The following is a 24,516-nucleotide window of genomic DNA, read 5'->3' as shown; positions in this document are numbered from 1 at the left end:
GCAATTAACCCTTAAGCTCATCCAAACGAATCGCACGCTTTTCTTGGGCAGATCTATTGGACGCTTCCATCAATTTCGTTAACTCAATGGCTATGTTAATGTTTTCATCAGCTTCTGAATGGTTGCGAATATGGACCACCCATTGCTCAAAGGCGCTCTCCCTGTTTGGCTTCAATGGAATTTCATGCCATTTATCAGCAAACTGACCGTCCTTGGCCTTTGTTCTCAGCAGCAGCTTTTCCTCCGGAACTCCAAATAACAAGCTTCCCAAAGTACCATGAATCTCAATGTTGAAGGGAGAGTAGCTGTTGACAAATCCCGCTTCCACAACTCCAAGAGCGCCAGACTCTGTTGAAAGCAAGGATACTGCGTTATCTTCCACTTCCTTACCTGTTATATAACCAAATTGAGCTGAGATCTGGGTAGGAGTCTCTCCTAAAAAAAGTCGCGTCAAATACATGGGATGACACCCAAGATCAATCAAAGCGCCCCCAAGACATTCCTCCAGGTTATAAAAATGAGCCGGAAGCCAGTCAGCAATAGCCCCGTTATGGGATAACCGCGAACGAACGAGTGTAATATCCCCAAGGATTCGCTCAGCCAGAAGGTCAAGGATCGTGAGTGTATATCCATGGTTTAAACGCGGCAGAGAAACAGTCAGTTTCACACCTGTTTTTTTCACTTCTGCCATAATCTCATTGACTTCGCGCAATGTAGGCGCTAACACTTTTTCTGTGAAAATATGCTTACCCGCTCTAGCCGCCGCCACCATAACATCAACATGCAGCCTGGTCGGAGCATTGACAATGACTCCATCAATATCGCTGGACAAAAGTTCATTCAACGAAGCATAAAATGGCACACCCTGCTTGTCGGCCGCTGCCTTTCCGCGAATGGGATCTTCATCCCAAACTCCCGTAATTTCAGTATCCGTATGCGCTTGTGCTTCTTTCGTGTAGTCCCATGCATGTACATGCCAATAACTGATCATTCCGATACGAAGTGTCATATTCATTCGCTCCTCATTCTATAAAATTTAGACATCACCTGCTAAATGTATCATAACCTTTTAGTTAATATTAGTACAAATTAGCGACATTTTATATATAAATTCACGACTAGGAAAATTGGCACTTTTTCATTTTATCCGCCTTTGGGTATATAATAGAGTGAATGGATTTTATAAAAGTCATCCTTATTTAAGGAAGGGGAAGTATTCCATCCATGACTGAATCAATTGAAACCAGATATGTACCCAGTACTTTGATCCGCTCATTTTCCAATGGAGCTCTACAAAAAGGTGAAGACATTTACTTAAATCGGAAAGTGCTTCTATATACAATAAAAGGTCAAACGACGAAATCAGTTGAGGAATATGTTTCCAAGCTCAGCAAAATTGCTGCCTTTAAGCATGAGGGGTTCCATTATATCCTCGATACGGCATTTGGAGAGCATTCCGTGTTGATCGTACAAGAATCAAAGCCGGGTAGGCTGCTTCTTGAGGAGATCCAGCAAAAGCATTGGACTTTCTCAGAGGCAGTCAGCCTTGTCGCAACACTGGGTATTTCCATGCTTGATGCGATGGAACGGCAAATCACCGGCTTTTCTACCGGTATTGAAAATGTATGGGTGGCCGCTGACGGAAGGTTATCGATCCTAAATTATTGGGATGAAGGGGAACCGCAAAAACAAGGAGCAGTTGGATTGTGCGGATTATTGCTCCAAATGCTTTCCCGGGCTGCTGTGAGATTTGGTCCGTATGAGGCCCTTCACACTCATTTGGAGAATATTCAGATAGCTTCATCTAAGGAACAGAAGGACGCTTTAGTCAAGCTTTTCAAACGCGTCAGCCTAGGTCAGGCTTCTTTATCCGCATTGGTCTTCGGTCTGCAAAGCTTGCCGGCAGCCTACGAATCGGAAGAAGCTCAAATCCCGTTTGATATACAAAAAGAACCTGTACCTGCACGCTTTTACAAGTTTGTAGGTGCAGGTGTGTTTACAATTGTTTTTTTGGGCTTGATGATCTGGTTTTTGTCGTCCTCATCATTTCTTAATCGGAATGAAACCTTAACTACAAAAGATATTGTTAAACCGACTGTGAATACAACAAACACACCGGTACCACAGAACCAACCGATCGCAAAGGATATCCCCTCGAATCCGCCGCAGAACGAATTGACCACGCCCACCTTGGTTGGATTGACCCAGGCAGAAGCGGAAAAGCAAGCTTTGTCATCAGGATTGCACTATAAGTATTTCATCGAACCCAATGGGCAAGCCCAAGGGGCAGTATTTAAACAAGACCCTCAGCCGGGATCGAATATTTCAAAAGGGGACAATGTTACTTTTTGGATCGGCAAATAAAGCGGCGGGACGATTGTCCACCCTTCGCTTCTATGATACTTTGGCATGTATAATCCTTCCGACATAAAAAAAGCTTAGCCAAGTCCCGATCGCGGTTCATTGGCTAAGCTTTTTTAAATTTATAAGATAGTGATCGAGGCTACCAGCCAGTTCATCCCTTTAAGTTGAATGAGATGCCCTTGCACGAACAAGGCCAGGTTGCCGGAAAGCGTGACATTGGAAGACACATTATAAATCGTCGTTTGTTCGATGCCATTGATAGTTTGAGCAATGGAAATTGTTGCAAGCACACCCCTGGCATCTACTGTTGTTGCTTTTAATATTCCAAAAATATCCAAAGTTTGAACCGGAACGACCATCTTGGTGACTTCGATGTAGATCACTTTATTATCCGAGAAGCGAATGCTCACTTCGTCCCCGACTTTCAGGTCTGCTATTGCAGCCTTAACACCATTGCGATATACGATTATATCCGGATGGAGGGTAAATGTAGAGGTTACACCGGATATCGTAAGCGTCAGCGAATTATTGTAAATATTCGAACTTATAATGCCGCTGTTTATTATGACTTGCACGGGATTGGTGACTTCGATAAAGATCACTTTATTATCCGAGAAGCGAATGCTCACTTCGTCCCCGACTTTCAGGTCAGCTGTTGTAGCCTTAACACCATTGCGATATACGATTATATCCGGATGAAGTGTAAATGTAGAGGTTACACCTGATTTTGTAAGCGTCAGTGTATTATTGTAAATATTAGAACTTATGGTGCCGATGGTTATAAAGGCTTGCACTGGTTTTGTCACTTCGATGAATACAATTTGATTATTATAAATGCGGACATTTACTTCATCACCTGCTTGCAAGGCTGCAGCACTGACTTTTGCGCCATTTCGAAAAATGAAAACATCGGGATGCAGGGTATATTCCGTTGTTGTGCCTAATCTTGTTATTTTAAGATTGTTGTTAATCACAGCCGCAAAGACGGTACCGGTTATAGTGTTCTCTCCCTGATTCGGTATTTGGCCTCCTGTACGATCCAGTAAAGCGGCAAGCTGAGCTCGGGTTACCAACTGATTAGGTCTGAAAGTATTGTCTTCAAAGCCATCTATCAATCCTTTTTCATAGGCGACCGCAATATAACCAACAGAACCGGCAGGAATTTGATTAGCATCTTTAAAAGGAAGGGTTGTGTTCATTTTTGTTTTTGCTTGCGCATCTAACTTCAATGCTTTAACTAAAAGTGTGGCGGCCCACAATCGGTCCGCATCTCTTTGTGGCTGCACATAATCATCGGTTACCGAGAACAAATCGTTCTCCAAGGCAACGGCTACATATCCGACAGCCCAGGCAGGAACTTTAGCCGCATCTTTAAAATTCAAATGAGTGCTCATTTTTGCCGGTGATTCTGCTTGGCTGCGAAGTCCCATTAAACGAACGGCTGCCGTAATGGCTTCGATCCGGGAAACGGTATTGTCCGGTTTAAAGGTTCCATCCTCATAACCTTCAAATACACGCTTTGATGCCAGGCTCGCTATGTATCGCGCCGCCCATTCCGCATTTTTCAAATCGTCAAAATTAAGATGAATCTCAATCTCGTGGTCATCGTCTTTACGGCCTTTATCCTTGTTGTCATCGTTTTTATTGCCATTATCCTTGGCCAAAACTGCTGTGCTGCTTCCCAAGATCATAATGAAAGCAAGACAAAGCGCTGCTGCTTTTTTGAACATCAAGTTCACTCTCCTTTTTTAATTAGAAATACAGATTGTATCAGAAGAGTTCGTTGATATGTCTTTTTTTAGGAGGGTATCCTTGTATTTTCCAAAAATTTATTTTACTTAATTAATTAATTAATACGAATGAATGAGAAAGGCATGGTCTCAAAAATTTATCATAGTAGAAGTAAATATACTGTCGTTTTCTGATGTCAAAAAAAAGCTGTCATTGAACGGACCCCGAGCAGGTTCAATCAATGACAGCTAGATAGATACAATCCCATTAATGTGGATAAGCAGCTTCAAATTCAACACCGCAAGGACCGCCATCCGGATTAGCTTCCAAGTCTATTGCAGTTCCGTCTGCACGGTATAAAGGACGGTAGTGATCACTTATATGTGTAGCTGAAGCATTAGCATAATGGCAAATGAAAGCTCTGCGAAAGCGATCCTTTGTCTTATTTCGATAAGATCCATGGATCAGGTTGCCGTTAAAAAACAACACATCGCCTTTGTCCAGGATAGCTGGAATGGCTTTTTGATCCTTCGGTGGTTTAACGTAATGAGTCGTGAACGATTCTTTATCATCGGCCTTATCCGGACATACAAGCTCATAGGAATTCGATTTCGGAACGACCAGGAGTCCTCCATTTTCTTCATCTGCTGCGTCCACTGCCGTCCAGGCTGCGATACAATTTCCCGGTTCCACTTTCAGGTAGAAATTATCCTGATGCAAGGCCTGACCGCGCGATCCCGGAGGCTTATAATAAAACATACTTTGCGCCGCATAGGCTTCCTCACCATACAAATCAATGAGTACGTCCATAACCGGCTTGTGAAGCATATATTTCATGGCTGTCGCGTTAAAACGGTGAGGATGCATCACTCGAGGATACCGTTTCAATGGGTCTTCAGTTATCTGATCGATTATAGGTTCGAACAGGCCCGGAATTATAGTATGGCTGATCTCTTGAAAGGTGTCCTCAATTTCCGTTAATTCATCCTGCTGGAACAACCCCCTCACGATTAAGTAACCTTCATTTTTAAAATGATTTTTCTGCTCTTCCGTCAAAGTTTTCAATAAAGCCATCCGACTTCTCCCCTTTGCGCCTAACCATTACTTTTCTAAAACAAGTATAAATTTTCGCAGGGTTATATTGAAGTAAGATTTTGGCTAACAAGTAACACTATTCTGCTATTTAATTAAATAAATATGCTAGAATGAGCATTATTAATGCTATCTTGAAGGGAGCTTGTCAGATGAACGATCATTTGGAAGATCCGCATACCAAAGCTAAGAATGGAACAGGTATAATCGTGTCCGATCATTTTAACGAAAATGATACTTATTTTATAAAGAGACCGAATGGAATGAAGGATTGGCTCATTACTTTTACGCTTTCGGGGGAAGGTTACTTTAAGATTCAGGGTGAGGAAAAACGAGTAAAAGCTGGAGATCTTGCGATTATCAAAAGCGATACGCCCCATCAGTACGGTACACGAAAGGGCCAAAATTGGAATTTTCAATGGGTCCATTTTATCCCTAGCGCGCAGAAAATCAGCTGGATGCAGCTGCCCGAATTCCCAAAGGGCTTCTTCCGCCAATCCATTGACAATACCTATATACATAAGCGAATTTACCGAGTCTTTAAACGCATTATCTACGATAACCGTCAAGCCGGTCCACTTTCCGATGATCTATGTATGAACGCATTAAATGAAATCCTTTTATTGATTTTACAAAACATTAAAAAACCAATCGATCCTCGAGTGGCAGACGTCATTCATATCCTGACCGAGCGATTGACAGAACCTTTACAAATTGAAGCATTAGCACAAGCAGTTGGCCTGTCTCCTTCCAGAATATCTCATCTATTCAAAACAGAAACCGGGCTTTCGATTGTGGAAACGTTAATTCAAATGCGCCTTCGCCAGGCTGCCTTATTACTCCAACACAGTACGCGCAATGCAGTTGAAATTGCCTTGGATGTCGGATTCCAGAACTATAACCATTTTGCCAATCAGTTTAAAACGCAATATGGCGTTAATCCCTCAAGCTATAGAAAAGATGTCCATTAACTCTTGCAAACCATTAAAAGATTCCCATCAGGGTCTTTAAAATTAAACCACTTATTATGCTCGATTACAGTTGTTATTTGCACCTGCTTAGCCCGCATAAACTCGTATGATTGATGGATGTCATTAGTGCTCAATTGAAATGCCGGTACCTTATATATTTTATCTTCAGCATAAATCTTGCTGTCCAGCACAATGTCTGGTCCTTTCATGGGAAGAACATACAAATGACCAAATAATATTTCACCATCCACTGGCAAGCCTAAAATGTCACAATACCAATCACGCGCATTTTCAATGTTACTTACTGGAATAAAGACTCCACCTATTTGGTTTAAAACAGGATTCATAGTACACCTCCATTTTCAGATATTTTAATAAGTCCCTTACCGACGAGGTTTGCGGAGATAGGTGCTTTGCCAAATTCACGCGCCCAAACGGATATTTGTCCAATGTGATGAATTTCGTGAACGATCACATGACGTATGACTTCACCCCAAGCATCGATATCCACAATCCCATTCGGCTGCGGGTCGTAAAAGGGGCGTTGCTCCATACTCTCATTCCAGCTGCGAACAAACTCTTCCACTTCCGGACGGAATTTGGAGCTCAGTTTCCGAACCTTGTCTAGAGTCTGATAGCCATCAAAGCTCTCTTGGAATTCCGATTTTCCTTGCAGTAAACGGATCCAACTCCACTCCACGTCAATGATGTGAAACAAGGTATGTAATATACCTCCCACACCACCAGTTCGGACACGAAGCAGCTCTTCCTCCGACACGTCTTCACACAACTGGAACCATTGTTCTCTAATCAGCCAATTGTAACGAAACATGGTTTGCATGTTCATACCTCCATTGATTCGATTTGAGACATATATTTCACAGATGCAACTTCATTAAGCGTTCTCCTTGTCGTTAATCATCCAATCAATCTCATTCGCCCATGTCAACAATTTGATATCCTGCCCGGGTCCTGCAATCATAGAAATTCCATAAGCTGACCCTTCAGCGCTTGTCATGGGTATAGTGATCTGAGGAAAGCCCGCCAAGCCGGCTATACATGTGAGCTGAAGCGTTTTTGCACGTCGATTTTCCATAAATTCCCCGGATTGTTGAAGCAGTGGAGCAATTCCAGGAGCTGTAGGTATAATTAGGATACCGTCTTCTCTCAATAAATCAAGCATTCTCTTCTTAATGTCTTCTCTCATTTGGTGATATTTACCATCCACATCTTGTAAACTGCTCGCCCATGCAAACCTCTCCGCAATTCCCAGACCGAATGTTGGATTCTCCGTTTGAATCCATTGGCTGTGGGCGCTCCAGATTTCCAAACCCTGTAAAGTACGAAATACATGCATCCAGGCTTCCAAGCCTTCCGAAGCAACTTCCACGCTTTCACTATAACCTGCCTCGCGGGTCAATAATTTAATTGGATGTGATGCCAAACCCATATAATCTGCATCCGCCAAATCCCATGCATCATTTCCGAGATATATCCTCTTAAAGCTATTATCCGTTGGATAGGGTCCATCTATCAGGGAGAGACCCACTTTCAACAAAACACTGGGATCTCTGGCCATCCATCCCAATGTGTCAAAGCTCTCCGCCAAGGGAATAATCCCGCTCATATCCACAAGACCATGTGTAGGGCGAAAGCCGTAAATACCGCAATATGCTGCAGGTATTCGAATCGATCCGCCTGTATCAGTGCCTAAAGCAAAATCAACCAGTCCCGCGGATACCGCTACAGCCGACCCACTGGACGAACCTCCGGGAATTCGATTCGGCGATTTGGGGTTAACCGGTGTACCATAATGGAAATTCTCTCCATTGAGACTGTACATGAGTTCATCTGTTTGTGTAGTTCCCGTCATCTTCGCTCCCTGCTGCAGCAATCGATCAATCGATTCCGCATTTTGATCTGCTGGAGCATGCGTGCGAAGCCAATCCGGGTTGCCTGCTCCGGAAGTATGACCTTTAATTGCGAAGACATCTTTAACGGCAAAGGACATCTCCTGTAATTTGCCCACTCCTGTTGGTTCCAGAACTATATCCTTTGAGACAAATGCACCCCAATCTTTCTTCATAGTTTCACCTCCGTTTTAGCGTTTTCCCCTGATTTTCGATGCTTTTATCTTACCTCCCACATGCATCAATGTAAATATTCAAGAAAAAAGAGCCTTCCACATGGGAAAGCTCTCCGCTTACGGGCATTAAGACGGAATATTCAAAGCCGTTTCAATGTTTTTCTGATCAAGCTGAATTTGTTCGTTAATGTCATAAGGATGGTACAAGCCTCGTGACATCATATAACTCGTGATCTTCTCGTGAGTAACGATCGCTTCATCAAGCTGTTTGGTTAATACAGCTTTGAGTTCCGGCGAGGCGCATTCGGTGACGGCGAAAGCATAATTGCGAACTCCGCTCTTGGCGTTTATCAAGAAGTCCATCGCAATGACTTCGTCCGTCAGCGTGTTCAGCCCCATCATATTTTCCAGAATTGGGTTCATATTCTCATCTCCTATATCATGGCTTTGGATAGCTGCTCGCTGAGCTCCTGCAGCTGCCGTGTAGATAGTACAACATCATCCTGTAATATCTGCAAAAGCTCACGGTCCGAAACCAGGGCTTGCATCGTTTTGGATTTGGTCATGCAGACCGTTTTGAAGGCGGCAATTTCATGGGCCTCCAGTGTCTCGTGTAAGGCGTATGTCGGATTCATTTCGATCTTTCCTCCTGTTTACTCTCAGAGCTTATGGCTTCAAAACAACTCTGATGCAATTATCCGTCCTCGTGTCAAACACTTCATATCCATGTTTCGCCTCGCTAAGCGGGATCATATGCGTCACGACGTCACCGGGATCGACTTTGCCAGTAGTAACCAGCTCGTACATATAAGGCATATAGTGAATGACCGGAGCCTGTCCGGAGCGAATGTTAATGTTTCGCTGCATGATGTCTCCGAGCGGGAAAGCGTTATAGCGTCCACCATATACACCCGTAATTTGGATGGTGCCACCTTTACGAACCGCTTGGGAAGCAATGACAACCGCACTCATCGTACCGCCATGCAGCTTCAGGCCGCTTGCGAGAAACTCCAGATCGGTCATCTTGCCGTCCATCCCTACCGCGTCAATGACGACATCGGCGCCGCCCTTGGTTATTTCCTTCAAATAGCTGCCGGTATTGGAATGATCCTCAAAATTCACAATTTCCACATTGTTGGTGCGTTTCGCATGCTGCAGACGGTAATCCACGTAATCGACAGCGATAACTCGCTTCGCGCCTTTCAGCCAACAAAACTTCTGCGACAGCAGCCCGACAGGACCGCAGCCCAGCACAATAACCGTATCCCCTTCCTTCACACCGGCATTGTCGACGGTCCAGTACGCAGTCGACATGGCGTCGGCGATTAAACACAGCTTCTCATCCGGATCCTCATTGTTTTCCGGAATTTTGAAATGGGTGAAATTCGCAAAAGGTACGCGCAAATATTCCGCCTGTCCGCCAGGATATCCGCCGGTTGTTCCGGAATAACCGAAATATGCGCCCATTTCCCCATTCTCGTTCGAATTGTCACACTGGCTTTCCAAGTGATTTTTGCAGTAAATGCATTCACCGCAGGCGATGTTGAACGGGATGATGACCCGGTCGCCTTTCTTAAGTTTGGTGACACCTGGGCCCACCTCTTCTACAATACCCATAGGCTCATGACCTATGACGTAATTTTCCTGGAGATTGGGAATCATCCCGTGAATGAGATGCAGGTCTGAGCCGCATATAGCGGTACTTGTCATCTTCACGATCATATCGTCAGGCTTCTCGATTTTTGGATCGGGAACCTCTTTGACAACAACATTTTTAATTCCTTGGTACGTTACGGCTTTCATGCTCTACTTCCCCCAATGTGTTCATCTGGCGTTCGATCGAACGTGCCTTTGCGCGACGTATCATCCGGGAACAAATTCATTTGCCCGATCATGACCGTGTTTTTCGCCGAAAGCTGATCCAATTGATACTGTTCACTTACCTCGTAAGGATGGAACCATTTCTTGCGAATCATGAGCTCGGTTATTTCTTGATGCAGCGCGAGACCTTGGTGAAGCTGGTTTTTCAAAAGCGCTCTTGCATCCGGGGAAGCTGTTTCGGTCAGGGCAATCGCCATATTCCTTACTCCCTCTTTGGCACGAATGAGGAAATCCATGGCAAAAGTCATATCCGCCATTTCCGGCATGTTTAACGCGTTAATCGGGTCTAAATAATCGTTATTCATGTTTGATCTCACCTTCAATTTAAAATGGGAGTGGGACGGCTTTGTGGAACCGGCGCCTGGAATGGGGCTCTCGAATAAACGGCTTGCAGATCGGCGATGGCTTGGATGGATTGCTTCACGTCTTTTTGCATTAAGGCTTTGAGTTCTTGGTCAAAAACGAGGCCTTGCATCAATTTCGACTTTGCGAGGCAGAGCGTTTTAAAGTTAAGCGCTTCGTGAAGCTCCATCGATTCGTGAGGAGCTAATGTTTGCTGATTCATCAAAGAAATCATCACCTCCAAAATTGTTCGACTACGCTAGCTTTTCCTAACATTTTTGGGTTACAACAAAAAGAGGCTTATCTCCGGTTGGGATTGCCTCTCATTTACGTTCCATTTTTTATTCCCATAATATGACAAAACTAGTGTTTTTTCATCGAAGGATTCGACAAGCCCATTGTTGAATCCTTATCTTAAGACCAAATAAACCAGTATAGAAAGGTGATACATATGAATAATTTTTATTGGTACGTACGCCACTATCTTCCAAGAAGACTGATACGCCGGATCACCAACCATGCCAAAACTATTGAGCATTCTCAAGCTGTTAAGATTGATTAATGATTCGTGCAGTTATCATCGATTTAGCTATTAAGAGATCCTCACTGTGAATCTCAATTTCGATTTTGCAGAACCGTCGGCTTAGCTCGAAGACGCTGGGTATGATCTCAATCATTCTGTCAATGTGAACCGGATGCAAGAAAAAATTGGAAGAGCTGTCCAATATCAAATCACCCTTTTTGTTTTCCTTTACCGTTCGATTCGCAGCCCGATTCATCAAGGTAGTCAGCACTCCTTCCGAAACCATACCTGCATAGTTCGTCATTTGCGCTGAGATGGAGCCTCGAAAGTATAAGCTGCCCTCCTTGTTTCGCAATTCCTCAAAACCGGCCCAAATCTGGTCCTCGAAGGTTTCGCCGTTTTGCGGCTGTTTCTGGATGATCTGCATAGCTTTCATTACGTCTTTTCGGCTGATGACCCCAATCATTTTTCGGTTGGCATCCACTACCGGCAGCAGCTCAATACCTTCCCAAATCATCATATGGCCTGCCGTTGAGACAGAAGCTTTCGCGTTTATGGTAAGGGGATTCCCGGTCATTAACTTATCAATCGTCTGATCGTGCTGAGCACCGATCAGATCTTTGGTTGTAATGATCCCGATTGGCTTTTTATGTTCATCCACAACCGGAAATCGGGTATGCTTCGTATCTTCAATGATCTGCTGCATTTCTCCAATCTTATTCGTGCCTCTCAAGAAAACAACAGGTGTATCAGAGCGAATGATGTCCTCAACAAGAATGATCTTTTTTTTGATCAAATGATCATCGATGGCACGGTTAATCAACGTAGCTACCGTGTAGGTGTCATAGGTGCTGATGATGATAGGCAGTTCCAGGTCATCTGCCATCCTTCGGACTTCCTCTCCAGTACCAAAGCCACCTGTAATTAATACAGCGGACCCTTGGCCGAGGGCGCGTAAATGAGCCTTGTTTCGATTCCCCACGATAAGCAAATCACCCGGCTCAATATATCGCAGCATATCTTCCAGCTCCATTGCGCCTATTACAAATTTGCTCAGAGTTTTATGGAGTCCGCCAGAACCCCCCAATACTTCTCCATCGACGATATGGACAACCTCCGCGAACGTCAGCTTATCCATTTGGTGAACTTCTTTTTTCTCCACACGTATCGTTCCTGTTCGCCCTTTTGTACTGACGATTCCCAGGTTTTCCGCTTCTTTAATGGCCCGGTAAGCAGTTCCTTCGCTTACTTCCAGCTCCTGGGCAATTTTCCGAACAGATAGACGCGCCCCTATACTTAACGATTCGATATAACGCAGAATTTGCCCATGTTTGGTCATTTCCGGAGAGCTTTCTACCATGTCCGACACCTCGCCCAATTTCTGGATACTTATTGGATCATTATATAATACGGCACAATAAAAATACAGCCGCTCTGTTAAGAGAGCAGCTGCATTCGAGATAGGAAATCATTCCTGCAAGCATGAATGAAATAAAGTAAGAAATAAGGGCGATAACGGATAAAGCATCGTTTCTGCGCAATTCCCGCAAGCATTTTCCCGGCTTTGAGGATTTGCATCCGGCTGACTTTCACAATACGTACAATAACCCTCTAACGGATATAAACCAGATTCAACTTTTATTATGGTGTCCGACATGCGACTCATCCTCTCAAGGTTAATCTCAGTACGAAAACTGATCTTTTTCAGTAGAGCCCAGTAAAGCTGTTGTTGTGGACGTACCTCCGGATATCACTTGCGATACCTCGTCAAAATAGCCCGTACCTACCTCACGCTGATGGCGTGCAGCTTCATATCCCAATGCCTCACTAGCAAACTCAGCCTGTTGAAACTCGGAATAAGCAGCCATCCCGCGGCTCTTATATTCATTTGCAAGTACGAACATACTGTGGTTTATAGCATGGAACCCGGCTAGAGTAACGAATTGAAACTTGTAGCCCATTTTGCCTATCTCTTGTTGAAAAGAAGCTATCTCATATTCACTCAGCTTTTTCTTCCAATTAAAGGAAGGCGAACAGTTATAAGCAAGTAATTTCTCAGGAAATTGGGTATGAATCGCTTTGGCAAAGCTTCTTGCTTCTTCAAGATTAGGTTCTGATGTCTCACACCACACCATGTCTGCGTATGGAGCGTAAGCAAGACCGCGTGCGATAGCTTGTTCCAGTCCTTCCTTTACATAGAAGAAACCTTCCGGCGATCTTTCACCGGTAACAAATCGATGATCATATTCATCGATATCACTTGTAAGCAATCTTGCTCCGTTGGCATCTGTTCTTGCAATCAGAATCGTTTCGACACCCATTACATCTGCTGCAAGTCTTGCGGAAATCAGATTTCGGACCGCTTGCCGAGTCGGCAGCAGCACCTTCCCGCCTAAATGGCCGCATTTCTTCTCCGATGAAAGCTGATCCTCGAAATGCACAGCTGCCGCACCGGCCTCAATCATCGATTTCATTAATTCAAATACATTGAGCGGCCCGCCAAATCCGGCTTCCGCATCGGCAATAATCGGCAGAAAAAAGTCAATCAGGTCTTTGCCTTCCGAATGCTGGATTTGATCTGCACGCTGCAGAGCTTGGTTAACCCGTTTAACAACATTTGGAACACTGTTTGAAGGATATAAGCTTTGATCCGGATACATATGACCCGATAAGTTCGCATCCGCGGCTACCTGCCATCCGCTTAAGTAAACGGCCTTTAAACCCGCCTTTGCTTGCTGTACAGCTTGATTGCCAGTTAGGGCACCGAGTGAATTCACATAGTTTTCTGAGTGCAAAAGCTCCCAAAACTTTTTTGCTCCTCTTTGAGCAAGCGTTTGTTCCACAAGCAGCGAACCGCGCAGTCGGAGAACATCTTCCGGGGAATATGGTCTAGTTATTCCTTCAAATCGATCGGAGCTCCAGCTTGCTTTCAATTGTTCTATCGATTTTTGTTTTTCATTTTTCATTTCTTATTCCCCTCTCGAAGTTCTATTGTTCTAAAAAACCGCTTCCGCCGCATCGAGGACAAAGATGGACTAGGGTAACCACGTATGCTTTATCCACTTTTTCCATATCCGTTTTGCCAGATGACTCATCCCTGATCAAATTCGTCCAATCCAAGTCGCCATGACCTTTACATGTGGGACAATCCATATCAACACCTCCCTCATCAATGACATTAACTGTACTAATACAGTTTGTTATTTTTTTATTATTATATATCACAAAATATCACTGTGCAATACTGTTTTAAAAATTTTATCTGTTATATAACGAAAATGGAACTCAAGCTGACAAAATGATATATGAAACAGAAAAAAGGTTGAGCAAGATACTATCCTGCTCAACCTCAGATTGTCGAGAAAGTCTCGACTGTCTTTCTATTTTTCTGGAAGGATGTTTTTCAGCCTTCCAGCATTCTGGAAAACGAAAATCGCCGCTAGAAGGATGTTTTTCATCGTTCCAGCGACCAATTACGGCCTAGCTAACCTCTTATAGCCTCTGGAAGATTGTTTTTCAGTCTTCCAGCATTCTGAAAAAAGAAAACTCCCCCTGGAAGGATGTTTTTCATCGTTCCCTCCCCAACCCACCAGCTTTGAGCATATTCTCCATCAAAAAGAGCAGTCCCTAAAGGTTATTTATTCCTATGGGACACTGCCCCATTCAATTGGCTTTAATCTCGTTCAACCAGCATAGCCACGCCTTGACCGCCGCCAATGCAAAGAGCTGCCAAGCCCAATTTACCATCCCGCTTATCCAACTCATGAAGCAGAGACACCAAGATACGAGCTCCGCTTGCACCGATTGGATGACCGAGAGCTATGGCGCCCCCATTGACATTCAGCTTCTCAGACGGAATGTCGAGTTCACGCGCGACGGCCAGAGATTGGGCCGCGAAAGCTTCATTCATTTCAAACAGATCGATATCGCCTAAGGACACTCCTGTTTTCTTGAACAGTAAGCGAGCAGCCTCTATGGGTCCGAGACCCATCATGGACGGCTCAAGCGCGGAACTGGCATACCCGCGGATTCGGGCCAGCGGCTTCAAGCCGAGCTCCTCCGCTTTCTCCGCGGACATCACGACGAGCGCAGCTGATCCGTCGTTGATGCCTGAGGCATTGCCTGCTGTAACCGTCCCATCTTGCTTGAAGGCTGACCGCAGCTTGCCCAGAGCTTCCACCGTTGTTCCAGCACGGGGGAACTCATCTTGGGCAAAGAGCAGCGGATCACCCTTGCGCTGCGGAATAGAAACCGGCACGATTTCATCGCCGAAACGACCCGAATTCAAAGCCTGCTGCGCCTTTACCTGGCTCCATGCGGCGAATTCATCCTGCTCTGCTCTTGTAAGCCCGTAGCGCTCCGCGACATTTTCGGCGGTAATCCCCATGTGAATGTCGCACATGGCGCACCATAACCCGTCGCGAATCATCGAATCCACCATGGGGGCATCGCCCATACGGAGGCCGGCGCGTGCACCTTGAAGAAGATAAGGCGCTTGGCTCATGTTCTCCATGCCGCCGGCGACGATGATGTCGGCATCGCCCAGTTTTACAGCTTGTGCGGCCAACATGACTGCTTTAAGCCCGGAACCGCAAACTTTGTTTATCGTCATGGAGGAAACATATTTACTGAAGCCGGCTTTCAGCCAAGCTTGCCTCGCCGGATTTTGGCCTAATCCGGCTTGAAGTACATTGCCCATGATCACTTCATCCACTTGATCATCGCTGATATTGGCCCGCCTTAACGCCTCCCGGATGGCAATACTGCCGAGCTCGGGTGCGCTGACTCCCGACAGAGCTCCCATAAAATTACCTACTGCTGTGCGTACAGCACTTACAATGACAGCTTCTGTTCTCATGCTTGGAATCCCTCCTCAATATGACTTTGGTTCAGATCGGGAGAAACGATAAATGCGGCCTCAGTTTTCGCTTGTACATCATCCAAAGTGGCTCCAGGCTGCAGTTCAACCAAAACCATCCCGCTATCGGTAAAATCAAATACAGCCAAATCGGTGATAAGCCGGTCCACTACGCCTTTACCTGTAAGAGGCAGGGTGCATTCGGTTTTCACTTTCGACTCTCCATATTTATTGACATGCTCCATAATGACAACGATCCGCTGCACACCACTGACCAGATCCATGGCGCCTCCCATGCCTTTGACCATTTTACCCGGGATCATCCAGTTGGCCAAATCACCGTTACCGGCAACTTCCATTCCACCTAGAATAGCCAGATGGATATGCCCTCCCCGAATCATGGCAAACGATTCCGCGCTGTCAAAGTAAGAGGCGCCCTTGATCGCAGTGACGGTTTCTTTTCCGGCGTTGATCAAATCCGCATCCTCTTCTCCCTCAATCGGATAGGGCCCGATGCCAAGCATCCCGTTTTCAGAATGAAGCATCACGTTCATGTCTTGCGGTATAAAGCTAGCAATCAGTGTAGGCATACCGATGCCCAGATTGACATACATGCCATCTTGAATTTCCTGTACAGCGCGTTTTACGATGTTTGTGCGGTCGTCACTCATAGTGTGATCCCTCCTGAAACACTTCGAACCGTGAGGCGCTCGATCCGTTTTTGGATGCTTGCGCATTTCACGACCCGTTGTACATAAATTCCAGGCGTATGAATTTCATCCGGACTTAGCTCTCCCGCCTGCACGATTTCCTCTGCCTCCACGATGGTCACTTTCCCTGCGGTTGCTGCTATCGGGTTGAAATTTCGCGACGTTTTGCGGAAGACCAGATTGCCAAACGGATCGGCCCTCCACGCCTTCACTAAGGCAAAATCCCCGACAATACCATGCTCCAAAATATATGTGCGTCCATCAAATATTTTATGTTCTTTGCCTTCTGCAACTAAAGTACCCACACCGGCAGCGGTATAAAAACCTGGTATTCCAGCACCTCCGGCACGAATCCGTTCCGCCAGCGTGCCTTGTGGAACCAGCTCCACTTCAAGCTCTCCGCTTAAAAATTGCTTCTCAAACGTTTTGTTTTCGCCCACATAGGAAGAAATCATTTTCTTGATTTGCTTATTGGCCAGCAGCAGCCCGAGCCCCCAATCATCGACACCGCAATTGTTGCTGACCACGGTCAAGCCTGAAATGCTCTTTTCTTTAAGACCAGCTATTAAATTTTCCGGAATACCGCACAGCCCGAATCCTCCGACAATCAGAGTAGATCCGCTGTGAATGTCCTGTATGGCTTCTGTAATTGAAGAATAAAGTTTGTTCATGCTCTTCCTCTCCTCCTGTTTATTCTTCTATATCTATTTATTGCGCCGTATAGCCTCCGTCTATGATCAGGGATGCACCCGTTACACCCTTCATTTTGTCGCTGGCAATCAGCATGGCAAAATCAGCGATTTCTTCCACAGGCAAAAGCCTTTTTTGCGGCACAAGCGGATAAATCACCTCTTCCAGCACTTTATCAAAAGGAACATTACGCGTTCTGGACAAATCCTCGAGTTGACCTCTCACCAATGGCGTATCCGCATAGCCCGGACAAAGGGCATTCACGGTAATACCGTGAGCTGCCCCCTCCAAAGCCGCAACCTTAGTCAAGCCGATTAAACCATGCTTCGCGCTGTTGTATGCAGCTTTCCCGGCAAACCCGATGACTCCATTGATCGATGCCATGTTGATAATACGTCCATAATTTTGGCGTTTCATGATGGGGAAAGCATACTTAATGCCGATAAAAGCGCCGGTCAGCATCACTTTAAGCATAAACTCAAACTTATCCACCGGAAAATCCTCAATCGGCGAAACGTGCTGCAGGCCCGCATTATTTACGAGAATATCCAATCTTCCGTAAGTCTGTTCCGTTTTAAGGATGGCCTCTGCGTATTGCTCTTCCTGTGTGACATCGCAGCTAAACCCGACAGACTCGAAGCCCGCCTGCCTCAGATCCTCCGCAGCCAAACCAGCCTTTTCCCCATTTATATCGGATATGACCACTTTGGCTCCTTCTCTTGCGTAAGTGCGGGCAATTTCAAGACCGATTCCGCTGGCCGCACCCGTAATGAATGCCGTTCTACCTTCCAAAAAACCTGCCATGTGAAATCCCTCCTGAAGTTTTTTTAGTAAAATAACGACAAGATCATCGCTGCCAATAGGACAATAAGAGTTTTTACAACGGTAATCGCAAAAATATCTTTGTAGGCTTGGCGGTGCGTCAGTCCAGTAATCGCCAGAAGAGTAATGACAGCGCCATTATGAGGCAATGTATCCATACCGCCGGATGCCATAGAAGCGATTCTGTGTAATAGCTCCGGAGGGATACCTGCCGCTTGGGCCATCGTTAAATATTGTTTACCCATAACCTCAAGCGCAATGGACAAACCTCCCGAGGCCGAACCCGTTACACCGGCAAGGATGTTGACGGACACCGCTTCCGAAATTAACGGCTGCGAGCTGATGTTTAAGATCCAATGCTGAATCGCCTTGAAGCCGGGAAGTGTTTTTACAACGTTACCGAAGCCTACTTCAGATGCCGTATTAAAAATCGCCAGCAGGGCTCCCATAGCCGCAGCAGTTAATCCGGCTGCCAGCTTATTGCCGACTTGGCGAACATTAATCAGTATCGCCGCCAATACTCCTATGCATAAGGCGATTATCAAGGCCCAAGAAGAAGCAACTGTTTTTACACTGGCAATATTGAACGTTTTCAAAAGAGCTTCACTGTACCAGCCGTTAACGCTTATTGCGCTTCTGCTCAGTAAATAGTTGAAAACCAGAACCAAAACAAGGGGAATGATGGCAATCCAGATGCTTGGATACCTTTGATTGTCCAGCACTTCCGGTTCGTTCTTGTGACCTTCCCCATAACCTTCCTCCGCTGCTGCAGCTTGCTTACGGCGGCGTTCCAACCAGAACATACCGCCCAAAAACACGATGACGGAGCAAATGATGCCGACTACAGGCGCCGCGTAAGCATCGGTGCCGAAGTAAGTGGTTGGAATGATATTTTGAATTTGCGGAGTACCTGGAAATGCATCCATCGTGAAGGTAAAGGCGCCGAGAGCAATCGTTCCGGGAATGAGCCTTTTCGGTATGTTGGCTTCACGAAAGATAGCAACTGCAAATGGATAAACGGCAAACGCCACCACGAATAGTGAAACGCCTCCGTAAGTCAGTATGGCACAAGCAAGAACAACTGATAGAATGGCATGTTTGGAGCCGAGTGCTTTTACAATGGTTTGGGCGATGGAAGCAGCAGCCCCATTCAATTCCATGATTTTTCCGAAAATTGCGCCTAATAAGAAAATCGGGAAAAAATTCTTTACATAATTCGCTGCATTGACCATATATACTTCCGTGAAGCTTGGCATCAAAGCCAATCCAGAAATGACCACAGCCAGCAGTGTAAAAATAGGAGCGAACACGATGACTGGATACCCTCGGTAAGCAAAATACATCAGCAATCCTAAAGCCAAAACAATGGCCAACACTTGGATGGTTACCACATGCTTTCCCTCTCTTCTCAATGAATTAAAACGCTTACATGTTTGATTTCATTTTACAACCGGATATCCAAGAGGTAAAATTCATTAGTAGAATGTTTACCATGAAAATTGTCTATAGGTCGGAGTGTGGCCCCATGGATTTAAAACAGTTATCCTATTTACTTGAGATTGCAAAACAGCTCAATTTCACTAAAGCAGCCGAATCCTTACATCTAACCCAGCCAACACTCAGTAAAATGGTGAAGCACCTTGAAGATGAGCTAGGCGTTATTTTATTTGATCGATCCGGCAAGTACGTTAAATTAACGGATGCCGGCATGGCCGCGATTCAGCAGATCCAGGTGATCAACCAGTCGGTTCAAGACCTTTACACTTCACTTAACGATGTGTCCAACCTCCGAACCGGATCCATCCGGATCGGCTTACCACCGGTGATCGGGACCATCTTTTTCCCAAGCGTTGTCGCCAAATTCCAAAAGGAATACCCGCGAATCGATTTTCACATCGTAGAAGAAGGCGCCAAAAAAGTGGAGAGCCGTATTCTGGAAGGAAAACTCGACCTCGGTGTCGTTGTTGCGCCTGTAGACAATGCCAATTTTGAAATCTTGCCCTATTTGAACGAGGAGCTAGCCCTCATTCTCCATGAATCCCACCCTTTAGCGGGAAAGCCTTCTGTTGCTCTGATGGAATTAAGCAAGGAGCCGTTTATTTTGTTTCCTGACGGCTTTGCCGTTCGGAAGCATATTATGCAGGCTTGCAGCAAAGTCGGTTTTGAACCGCGAGTCACCTATGAAAGCGCCCATTGGGATCTGCTTGCGGAAATGGTTGCGGCCAATACAGGCATTTCCATCCTGCCCCAGGCCATTTCCGGCAAAATCAACAATCCGTCGGTGAAAACGATACGTTTAACAAACCCAACAATCCCCTGGAATCTGATCATCATCTGGCACAAAGCTAAATATCAATCCTATGCCATGCGGGAATTTAAACGATTTATTTCAATGACTGCAATCATTAAATCTTAATAGAATTGAATGAAGTAAATCGTCAAGGGAACCGTGATTATACTGCATACTGTGGAGAAAAAGACGGCCTGCGATGAGAAATCAACCTCATTGTCATATTCGACGGCTAGCAAAACACTGATTAACGATGTAGGAACCGCGCATGACAGAATCAACGCCTTGGCTGTCATTCCCCCAATTCCAAGCATCGATACGACCAACAAACCAAGGACTGGTCCTATAAGCAGACGAAGGAAATTAGATATGAGCACATCGGAAAAACGGAAGCCCCAATTCAGGGCTCCCAACTGAACTCCGAGTGTGATTAACGCCGTAGCCATGAAAGCATTCGCAATATATTGAAGCGGAATATTTAAAGAAGCAGGTATTGGAACGTGGAAAGTGTGCATAAGCACCGCAATCGGGATCGCATAGATGGCTGGCATCATGAATACAATTTTCAAGCTGTCCTTCCAATGCACTTTATGCGCGTTCACTGAGTAAACACCAAAGGTGTTCGGAATCAAGGATTGGAAGAGCATAATAATAATTTGGATGGACAGCGTGTGGGGATTCCCAGCGAATACAGTCTGATTCAACGGAATAGCATAGTTCGCGCTATTATAAAAAATAACGCTGTTGCGCATTGCGCTGCGCATCCCGCCTTTGTACTTGCGGTATCGGATAACCGCTTCGACAGTTAGGCAAAGCAGCGCGTAGAATATGACAAAAAAGAGCAGCACCTGCCCTAGAGTATCCATCGTCATTTCGGATTCATAGAGCTTTACGAACACAAGAACAGGGGAAAATACATAGAAGTTGAGCTTCGACAACGTTTTGATGTCAATGCGGAAGGCCCTGTATACAGCAAAGCCGATCGCGATTAACACACTGATGGGAACGATATTATTGATGAGAATAAAGAGAAAGTAGCTCATGATGATTCCTTCAATCTATGTGAGATGCAAACCTATTCATTGTACCACCACCCAGAAAGTGCAGCAACAAGAATATACTACTGCGTTGTCCTATATGACGATAGAAAAAAAGGGAGCCCCGAGCCTGTCACGCCTCGGTCTCCCTTTCAATTTTTATTGCGGCTTAACTGCTGAAGTATGGTTTAAAATAGCATTGATGACAGGATCCCAGTCGCAATAAGGAAGTTCATGTCCTGTACCTTCTAATGTAAGTAATTCTGCATCCGGAATTACCTTGGCTAAATTCGCCCCATGTTCATATGGGATAATCGGATCTTCTGTGCCATGGATAACCAATGCCGGAACATTGATTTCTTTGGTCCTTTCCAAATAAGACTCGCCGCCCGTTACAAGTCCATGATTATTCATACTGGCCAAATTAATGGCTCTTCTTGCTTCTTCTGACGCCAAACGAGTTATACTTTTCTCATCAAATGGATACTTTGAGCCCGATAGAATTTTCCATTTCCCCACCGTAAATGAGATTACCTGTTGTTCATTCGTCCAGTCTATGGTTCCGGTATTGGTAAAATAGCTCATAACTTTTTCATCCATCGGTGGAAGATCTGGAGCAAAATTTGACGTCGATATGAGCGTTACCGAGAGAACCCTCTGGGCATGCCTTAGAGCGATTATTTGAGTAAGCATCCCTCCCATAGACATTCCAGCAAAATGGGCCTTCCCAATACCGTATGCGTCAAGTACATGAACAGCATCATCAGCCATATTCTCAAAAGTATATTTGGGGTCCCCAGGAGTATACGTCACAGAGCGACCCACATCACGATTATCATATCGAATGACGTATCTCCCTCTATCAGCCAGACGTTGACAAAATTCATCCTCCCACCAAATCATAGATGCAGTGGCTCCCATAATTAATAAAAGGGCTGGATCAGCAGGATTACCGAAACTCTCTGTGCATATATGAATCTCATTGATCTTAATTATCTTTTCGTTCATGGTTAATTCATCCCTTCATGATCATGTTTTTTTCCAAACAAGGTTTTTCTGTGTTTGGACACAAAAAAAGCACCCCATTCATTCGTAATCGGTGAATGAAAAAATGTACAGTCAAATAAACCCAAGCCATTTCTCAAAAAATGGACTGAGTTGATTGATCCGTACCACACATTACCGTAAACGTATGAATTGGATGATCATAATGAGTTCTCCTATAAAATAAATTAAGGTTTTAAACCCGTACTTATTATAACACTAGTTCCATTCCCCGTTAAAATGCTGTATATCAATATGATATTTCCAAAATTCTTCGATTCCACATCCTTCATAATATTTCCACAAATTTCACATCAAATTCTCATTTATGTCTGCTAATGTGCAAATAACAACTAGATACTGCTAACGAACCCTAGAGGAAAGGGGTGAAAGAATGCAAATATCAAGCGTACAAGCCGGGCAACATTTACAACAGCTTCAGCAGATGTCTAAAGTTCAAGGATCTTCATCGGAAGAAGCAAATGAAAGTGCTTCTGAAAGAGCTGTCGAGCTGCAAAAGAAAGCTGTTGCTCACAGTACAGGCGTAGGAGTAAATCTCGATATAAAAGCTTGATATGAGATAACTAAAAAGGCCCCTGATTCCATGAAAATGGAATTTTGGGTCTTTTTGTTTATGTTAGCTTGCATAACACAATTAATTCTGTTGACACAATTACACAAAAAAAATATGATTGTTTTGTGAGATAAACTAACATATGAGGAGCGTGCGTACCATGTTAAAGAACGGAGTCGACCATATTTTGCGATCAACGCCTGAAACCGTCGTCAGGGGTTATCTTTCTCCATTTGTGAAGCCTAAACTATATATTAAATCTGGGGAAACCGTTCAAATCGATACCGTCACCGGTGCCGGAGTGCCAAAAGAAGATCCTGAGGGATTTTTCAATGAGAATGGTATTCCCTTCTCCGATTCTGTTAAAGAGATTTTAGACATTGTAACCAAAGTGGAGGAGATGGGGCATGTTCTTACCGGGCCTGTCTATATCGAAGACGCAGTACCCGGTGATATGCTGGAGATAAGAGTTTTGGATTTACAGTTTAGGGATCCTTATGCCGTTAATAGAGCAAGACCCGGTGTCGGAGCTTTACCTGACATAACCGAGATTACTTACACGAAGGTAATTCCTTATGATTTGGAGAAAAATGTAGCCATGTTTAACAAAAACATTGATATCCCGCTTGTTCCTTTTATGGGTGTCATGGGATTGGCTGCCACTGAACAAGTCTCATCAGGTCCTCCCGGCCGCTTCGGAGGCAACCTGGATTTGAAAGAGCTCACGATAGGCTCCACCCTTTTTCTGCCGGTTCAGGTTGAAGGCGGTTTGTTCTTTACGGGGGACGGCCATGGCGCTCAAGGCGACGGAGAAGTCAACATCAACGGTCTGGAAACCTCACTTACCGGAATCTTTGAGTTTATTTTACACAAGGGAAGATCACTGAAATGGCCAATGGCGGAAACGCCGTCTCATTATATCGTCATGGGTCTGGATACTGATCTGAATATTGCCGCCCAAATCGCCGTGGAAGAATCTATTGATTTTCTTACTGCGAGAATGGACCTGTCAACGATGGATGCCTATGCTTTATCTAGCCTTGCCGTAGATTTTGAGGTCACCCAAATGGTAGACGGTGTTAAAGGGATACACGGCATGATTCCGAAGAGTCTCTTTAAAAACCTGAAAGATACCTACTGGGCAAAAACGAACTGATCTCAATTGTAAACAAATAGATTTAGTCATCAAATCCTCAATTCTTGGTCATTATTTGACGGTTAGTCGATACAAGAAAAAAAATGCGAGATGCCGCCCCTGCAGATACGCTGTAACAAACAAAAATAGTGATTGTGATAGCTGTCCTTGGCTTAAAGCTGGCGTCTGTAACTTACAGGCGTCAGTTTTTTTCCCTGGAAAGATGAAAAACATTCTTCCAGTGCTGATTTTCTTTTTCCAGAATTCTGGAAGACTGAAAAACAATCTTCCAGAGGTAATATGAGGCTTGCTGGGCCATAATCGGTCGCTGAAACGATGAAAAACATCTTTACAGCGCCGATTTTC

At 44.8% G+C, this 24,516-nt stretch carries 27 protein-coding genes; 5 read left to right on the top strand and 22 right to left on the bottom strand.

The features are described 5' to 3' along the window. Positions 1–4: 4 nt before the first annotated feature. A complete protein-coding gene (locus BLV33_RS00130) occupies positions 5–1,009 on the bottom strand; it encodes a Gfo/Idh/MocA family protein (RefSeq protein WP_090786685.1) in 1,005 nt (334 codons plus the stop codon). A 215-nt stretch (positions 1,010–1,224) separates the two neighbouring features. Here BLV33_RS00130 and BLV33_RS00125 point away from each other — a divergent pair, with 215 nt between their 5' ends. Further along, a complete protein-coding gene (locus BLV33_RS00125; protein ID WP_090786682.1) occupies positions 1,225–2,364 on the top strand; it encodes a PASTA domain-containing protein in 1,140 nt (379 codons plus the stop codon). 119 nt (positions 2,365–2,483) lie between these two features. On the opposite strand, the gene BLV33_RS00120 is transcribed toward BLV33_RS00125, so the two are convergent. Beyond that, on the bottom strand, positions 2,484–4,094 hold the full coding sequence (locus BLV33_RS00120; protein ID WP_090786681.1) for an S-layer homology domain-containing protein: 1,611 nt from the start codon (positions 4,092–4,094) through the stop codon (positions 2,484–2,486). Between the two features lie 268 nt (positions 4,095–4,362). Then, positions 4,363–5,169 carry a phytanoyl-CoA dioxygenase family protein gene (locus BLV33_RS00115; RefSeq protein WP_090786676.1) on the bottom strand — a complete coding sequence of 269 codons (807 nt, stop codon included), beginning with the start codon at positions 5,167–5,169 and terminating at the stop codon, positions 4,363–4,365. A 170-nt stretch (positions 5,170–5,339) separates the two neighbouring features. Here BLV33_RS00115 and BLV33_RS00110 point away from each other — a divergent pair, with 170 nt between their 5' ends. Continuing rightward, the gene (locus BLV33_RS00110) at positions 5,340–6,158 is read left to right on the top strand and encodes a helix-turn-helix domain-containing protein (protein WP_090786673.1); all 819 of its coding nucleotides are present in this window, start codon (positions 5,340–5,342) and stop codon (positions 6,156–6,158) included. Here the strand turns inward: BLV33_RS00110 and BLV33_RS00105 are convergent. From BLV33_RS00105 to BLV33_RS00035, 16 genes are all read right to left on the bottom strand, one after another. Beyond that, on the bottom strand, positions 6,155–6,505 hold the full coding sequence (locus BLV33_RS00105; RefSeq protein WP_090786670.1) for a VOC family protein: 351 nt from the start codon (positions 6,503–6,505) through the stop codon (positions 6,155–6,157). The genes BLV33_RS00110 and BLV33_RS00105 overlap by 4 nt on opposite strands. Further along, positions 6,502–6,999, bottom strand: coding sequence for a DinB family protein (locus BLV33_RS00100; RefSeq protein ID WP_090786667.1), 498 nt, complete (start codon positions 6,997–6,999; stop codon positions 6,502–6,504). Before BLV33_RS00100 ends, BLV33_RS00105 begins: the two co-directional genes overlap by 4 nt. 54 nt (positions 7,000–7,053) lie before the next feature. After that, the gene (locus BLV33_RS00095; RefSeq protein WP_090786664.1) at positions 7,054–8,244 is read right to left on the bottom strand and encodes an amidase; all 1,191 of its coding nucleotides are present in this window, start codon (positions 8,242–8,244) and stop codon (positions 7,054–7,056) included. A gap of 126 nt (positions 8,245–8,370) precedes the next feature. Further along, on the bottom strand, positions 8,371–8,667 hold the full coding sequence (locus tag BLV33_RS00090) for a spore coat protein (protein WP_090786661.1): 297 nt from the start codon (positions 8,665–8,667) through the stop codon (positions 8,371–8,373). An 11-nt stretch (positions 8,668–8,678) separates the two neighbouring features. Continuing rightward, entirely contained in the window at positions 8,679–8,879 is a 201-nt protein-coding gene (locus tag BLV33_RS00085; protein WP_090786658.1) for a hypothetical protein, read from the bottom strand. Between the two features lie 31 nt (positions 8,880–8,910). Next, a complete protein-coding gene (locus tag BLV33_RS00080; RefSeq protein WP_090786655.1) occupies positions 8,911–10,047 on the bottom strand; it encodes a zinc-dependent alcohol dehydrogenase in 1,137 nt (378 codons plus the stop codon). After that, positions 10,044–10,430 carry a spore coat protein gene (locus BLV33_RS00075; protein ID WP_090786652.1) on the bottom strand — a complete coding sequence of 129 codons (387 nt, stop codon included), beginning with the start codon at positions 10,428–10,430 and terminating at the stop codon, positions 10,044–10,046. The genes BLV33_RS00080 and BLV33_RS00075 overlap by 4 nt, the downstream gene beginning before the upstream one ends. 14 nt (positions 10,431–10,444) lie before the next feature. Next, positions 10,445–10,690, bottom strand: a complete 246-nt coding sequence (locus BLV33_RS00070) for a spore gernimation protein GerQ (protein WP_090798551.1) — start codon at positions 10,688–10,690, stop codon at positions 10,445–10,447. A 325-nt stretch (positions 10,691–11,015) separates the two neighbouring features. Further along, a complete protein-coding gene (locus BLV33_RS00065; RefSeq protein WP_090786650.1) occupies positions 11,016–12,350 on the bottom strand; it encodes a DRTGG domain-containing protein in 1,335 nt (444 codons plus the stop codon). 322 nt (positions 12,351–12,672) lie between these two features. Beyond that, the gene (aceA, locus tag BLV33_RS00060) at positions 12,673–13,956 is read right to left on the bottom strand and encodes an isocitrate lyase (protein WP_090786649.1); all 1,284 of its coding nucleotides are present in this window, start codon (positions 13,954–13,956) and stop codon (positions 12,673–12,675) included. A gap of 22 nt (positions 13,957–13,978) precedes the next feature. Further along, a complete protein-coding gene (locus tag BLV33_RS29100; protein WP_171908956.1) occupies positions 13,979–14,143 on the bottom strand; it encodes a hypothetical protein in 165 nt (54 codons plus the stop codon). A gap of 520 nt (positions 14,144–14,663) precedes the next feature. Further along, positions 14,664–15,848, bottom strand: coding sequence for an acetyl-CoA C-acetyltransferase (locus BLV33_RS00055; RefSeq protein WP_090786647.1), 1,185 nt, complete (start codon positions 15,846–15,848; stop codon positions 14,664–14,666). Continuing rightward, entirely contained in the window at positions 15,845–16,519 is a 675-nt protein-coding gene (locus BLV33_RS00050; protein ID WP_090786645.1) for a CoA transferase subunit B, read from the bottom strand. The genes BLV33_RS00055 and BLV33_RS00050 overlap by 4 nt, the downstream gene beginning before the upstream one ends. Then, positions 16,516–17,229 carry a CoA transferase subunit A gene (locus BLV33_RS00045; protein ID WP_090786643.1) on the bottom strand — a complete coding sequence of 238 codons (714 nt, stop codon included), beginning with the start codon at positions 17,227–17,229 and terminating at the stop codon, positions 16,516–16,518. The genes BLV33_RS00050 and BLV33_RS00045 overlap by 4 nt, the downstream gene beginning before the upstream one ends. A 37-nt stretch (positions 17,230–17,266) precedes the next feature. After that, positions 17,267–18,052, bottom strand: a complete 786-nt coding sequence (locus BLV33_RS00040) for a 3-hydroxybutyrate dehydrogenase (RefSeq protein ID WP_090786641.1) — start codon at positions 18,050–18,052, stop codon at positions 17,267–17,269. Between the two features lie 23 nt (positions 18,053–18,075). Then, positions 18,076–19,413: a GntP family permease gene (locus tag BLV33_RS00035; RefSeq protein ID WP_090798549.1), complete on the bottom strand. Its 1,338-nt coding sequence runs from the start codon at positions 19,411–19,413 to the stop codon at positions 18,076–18,078. Between the two features lie 182 nt (positions 19,414–19,595). Here BLV33_RS00035 and BLV33_RS00030 point away from each other — a divergent pair, with 182 nt between their 5' ends. Continuing rightward, on the top strand, positions 19,596–20,486 hold the full coding sequence (locus tag BLV33_RS00030; protein WP_090786639.1) for a LysR family transcriptional regulator: 891 nt from the start codon (positions 19,596–19,598) through the stop codon (positions 20,484–20,486). Here BLV33_RS00030 and BLV33_RS00025 read toward each other — a convergent pair. Both BLV33_RS00025 and BLV33_RS00020 read right to left on the bottom strand, forming a co-directional pair. Beyond that, a complete protein-coding gene (locus tag BLV33_RS00025) occupies positions 20,483–21,403 on the bottom strand; it encodes an AEC family transporter (protein WP_090786637.1) in 921 nt (306 codons plus the stop codon). The genes BLV33_RS00030 and BLV33_RS00025 overlap by 4 nt on opposite strands. A 153-nt stretch (positions 21,404–21,556) precedes the next feature. Next, on the bottom strand, positions 21,557–22,405 hold the full coding sequence (locus BLV33_RS00020) for an alpha/beta fold macrolide esterase (RefSeq protein WP_090786635.1): 849 nt from the start codon (positions 22,403–22,405) through the stop codon (positions 21,557–21,559). A gap of 430 nt (positions 22,406–22,835) precedes the next feature. Here BLV33_RS00020 and BLV33_RS00015 point away from each other — a divergent pair, with 430 nt between their 5' ends. Together BLV33_RS00015 and BLV33_RS00010 are read left to right on the top strand one after the other, a co-directional pair. Then, positions 22,836–23,015, top strand: coding sequence for a hypothetical protein (locus BLV33_RS00015; RefSeq protein ID WP_090786633.1), 180 nt, complete (start codon positions 22,836–22,838; stop codon positions 23,013–23,015). 160 nt (positions 23,016–23,175) lie between these two features. Further along, complete coding sequence (locus BLV33_RS00010) at positions 23,176–24,171, top strand: acetamidase/formamidase family protein (protein ID WP_171908955.1); 996 nt, start codon at positions 23,176–23,178, stop codon at positions 24,169–24,171. Positions 24,172–24,323: 152 nt separating this feature from the next. Here BLV33_RS00010 and BLV33_RS29640 read toward each other — a convergent pair. Further along, the coding region (locus BLV33_RS29640) for a hypothetical protein (protein ID WP_216234680.1) at positions 24,324–24,516 on the bottom strand (193 nt) is incomplete at its 5' end.

Origin of the sequence: Paenibacillus sp. GP183 (assembly GCF_900104695.1) — a bacterium.
In the GTDB taxonomy this organism is placed as follows: Bacteria; Bacillota; Bacilli; order Paenibacillales; family NBRC-103111; genus Paenibacillus_AI.
The sequence above is the reverse complement of the archived record's forward strand: the minus strand, read 5'-3'. Positions and strand labels throughout refer to the sequence as shown.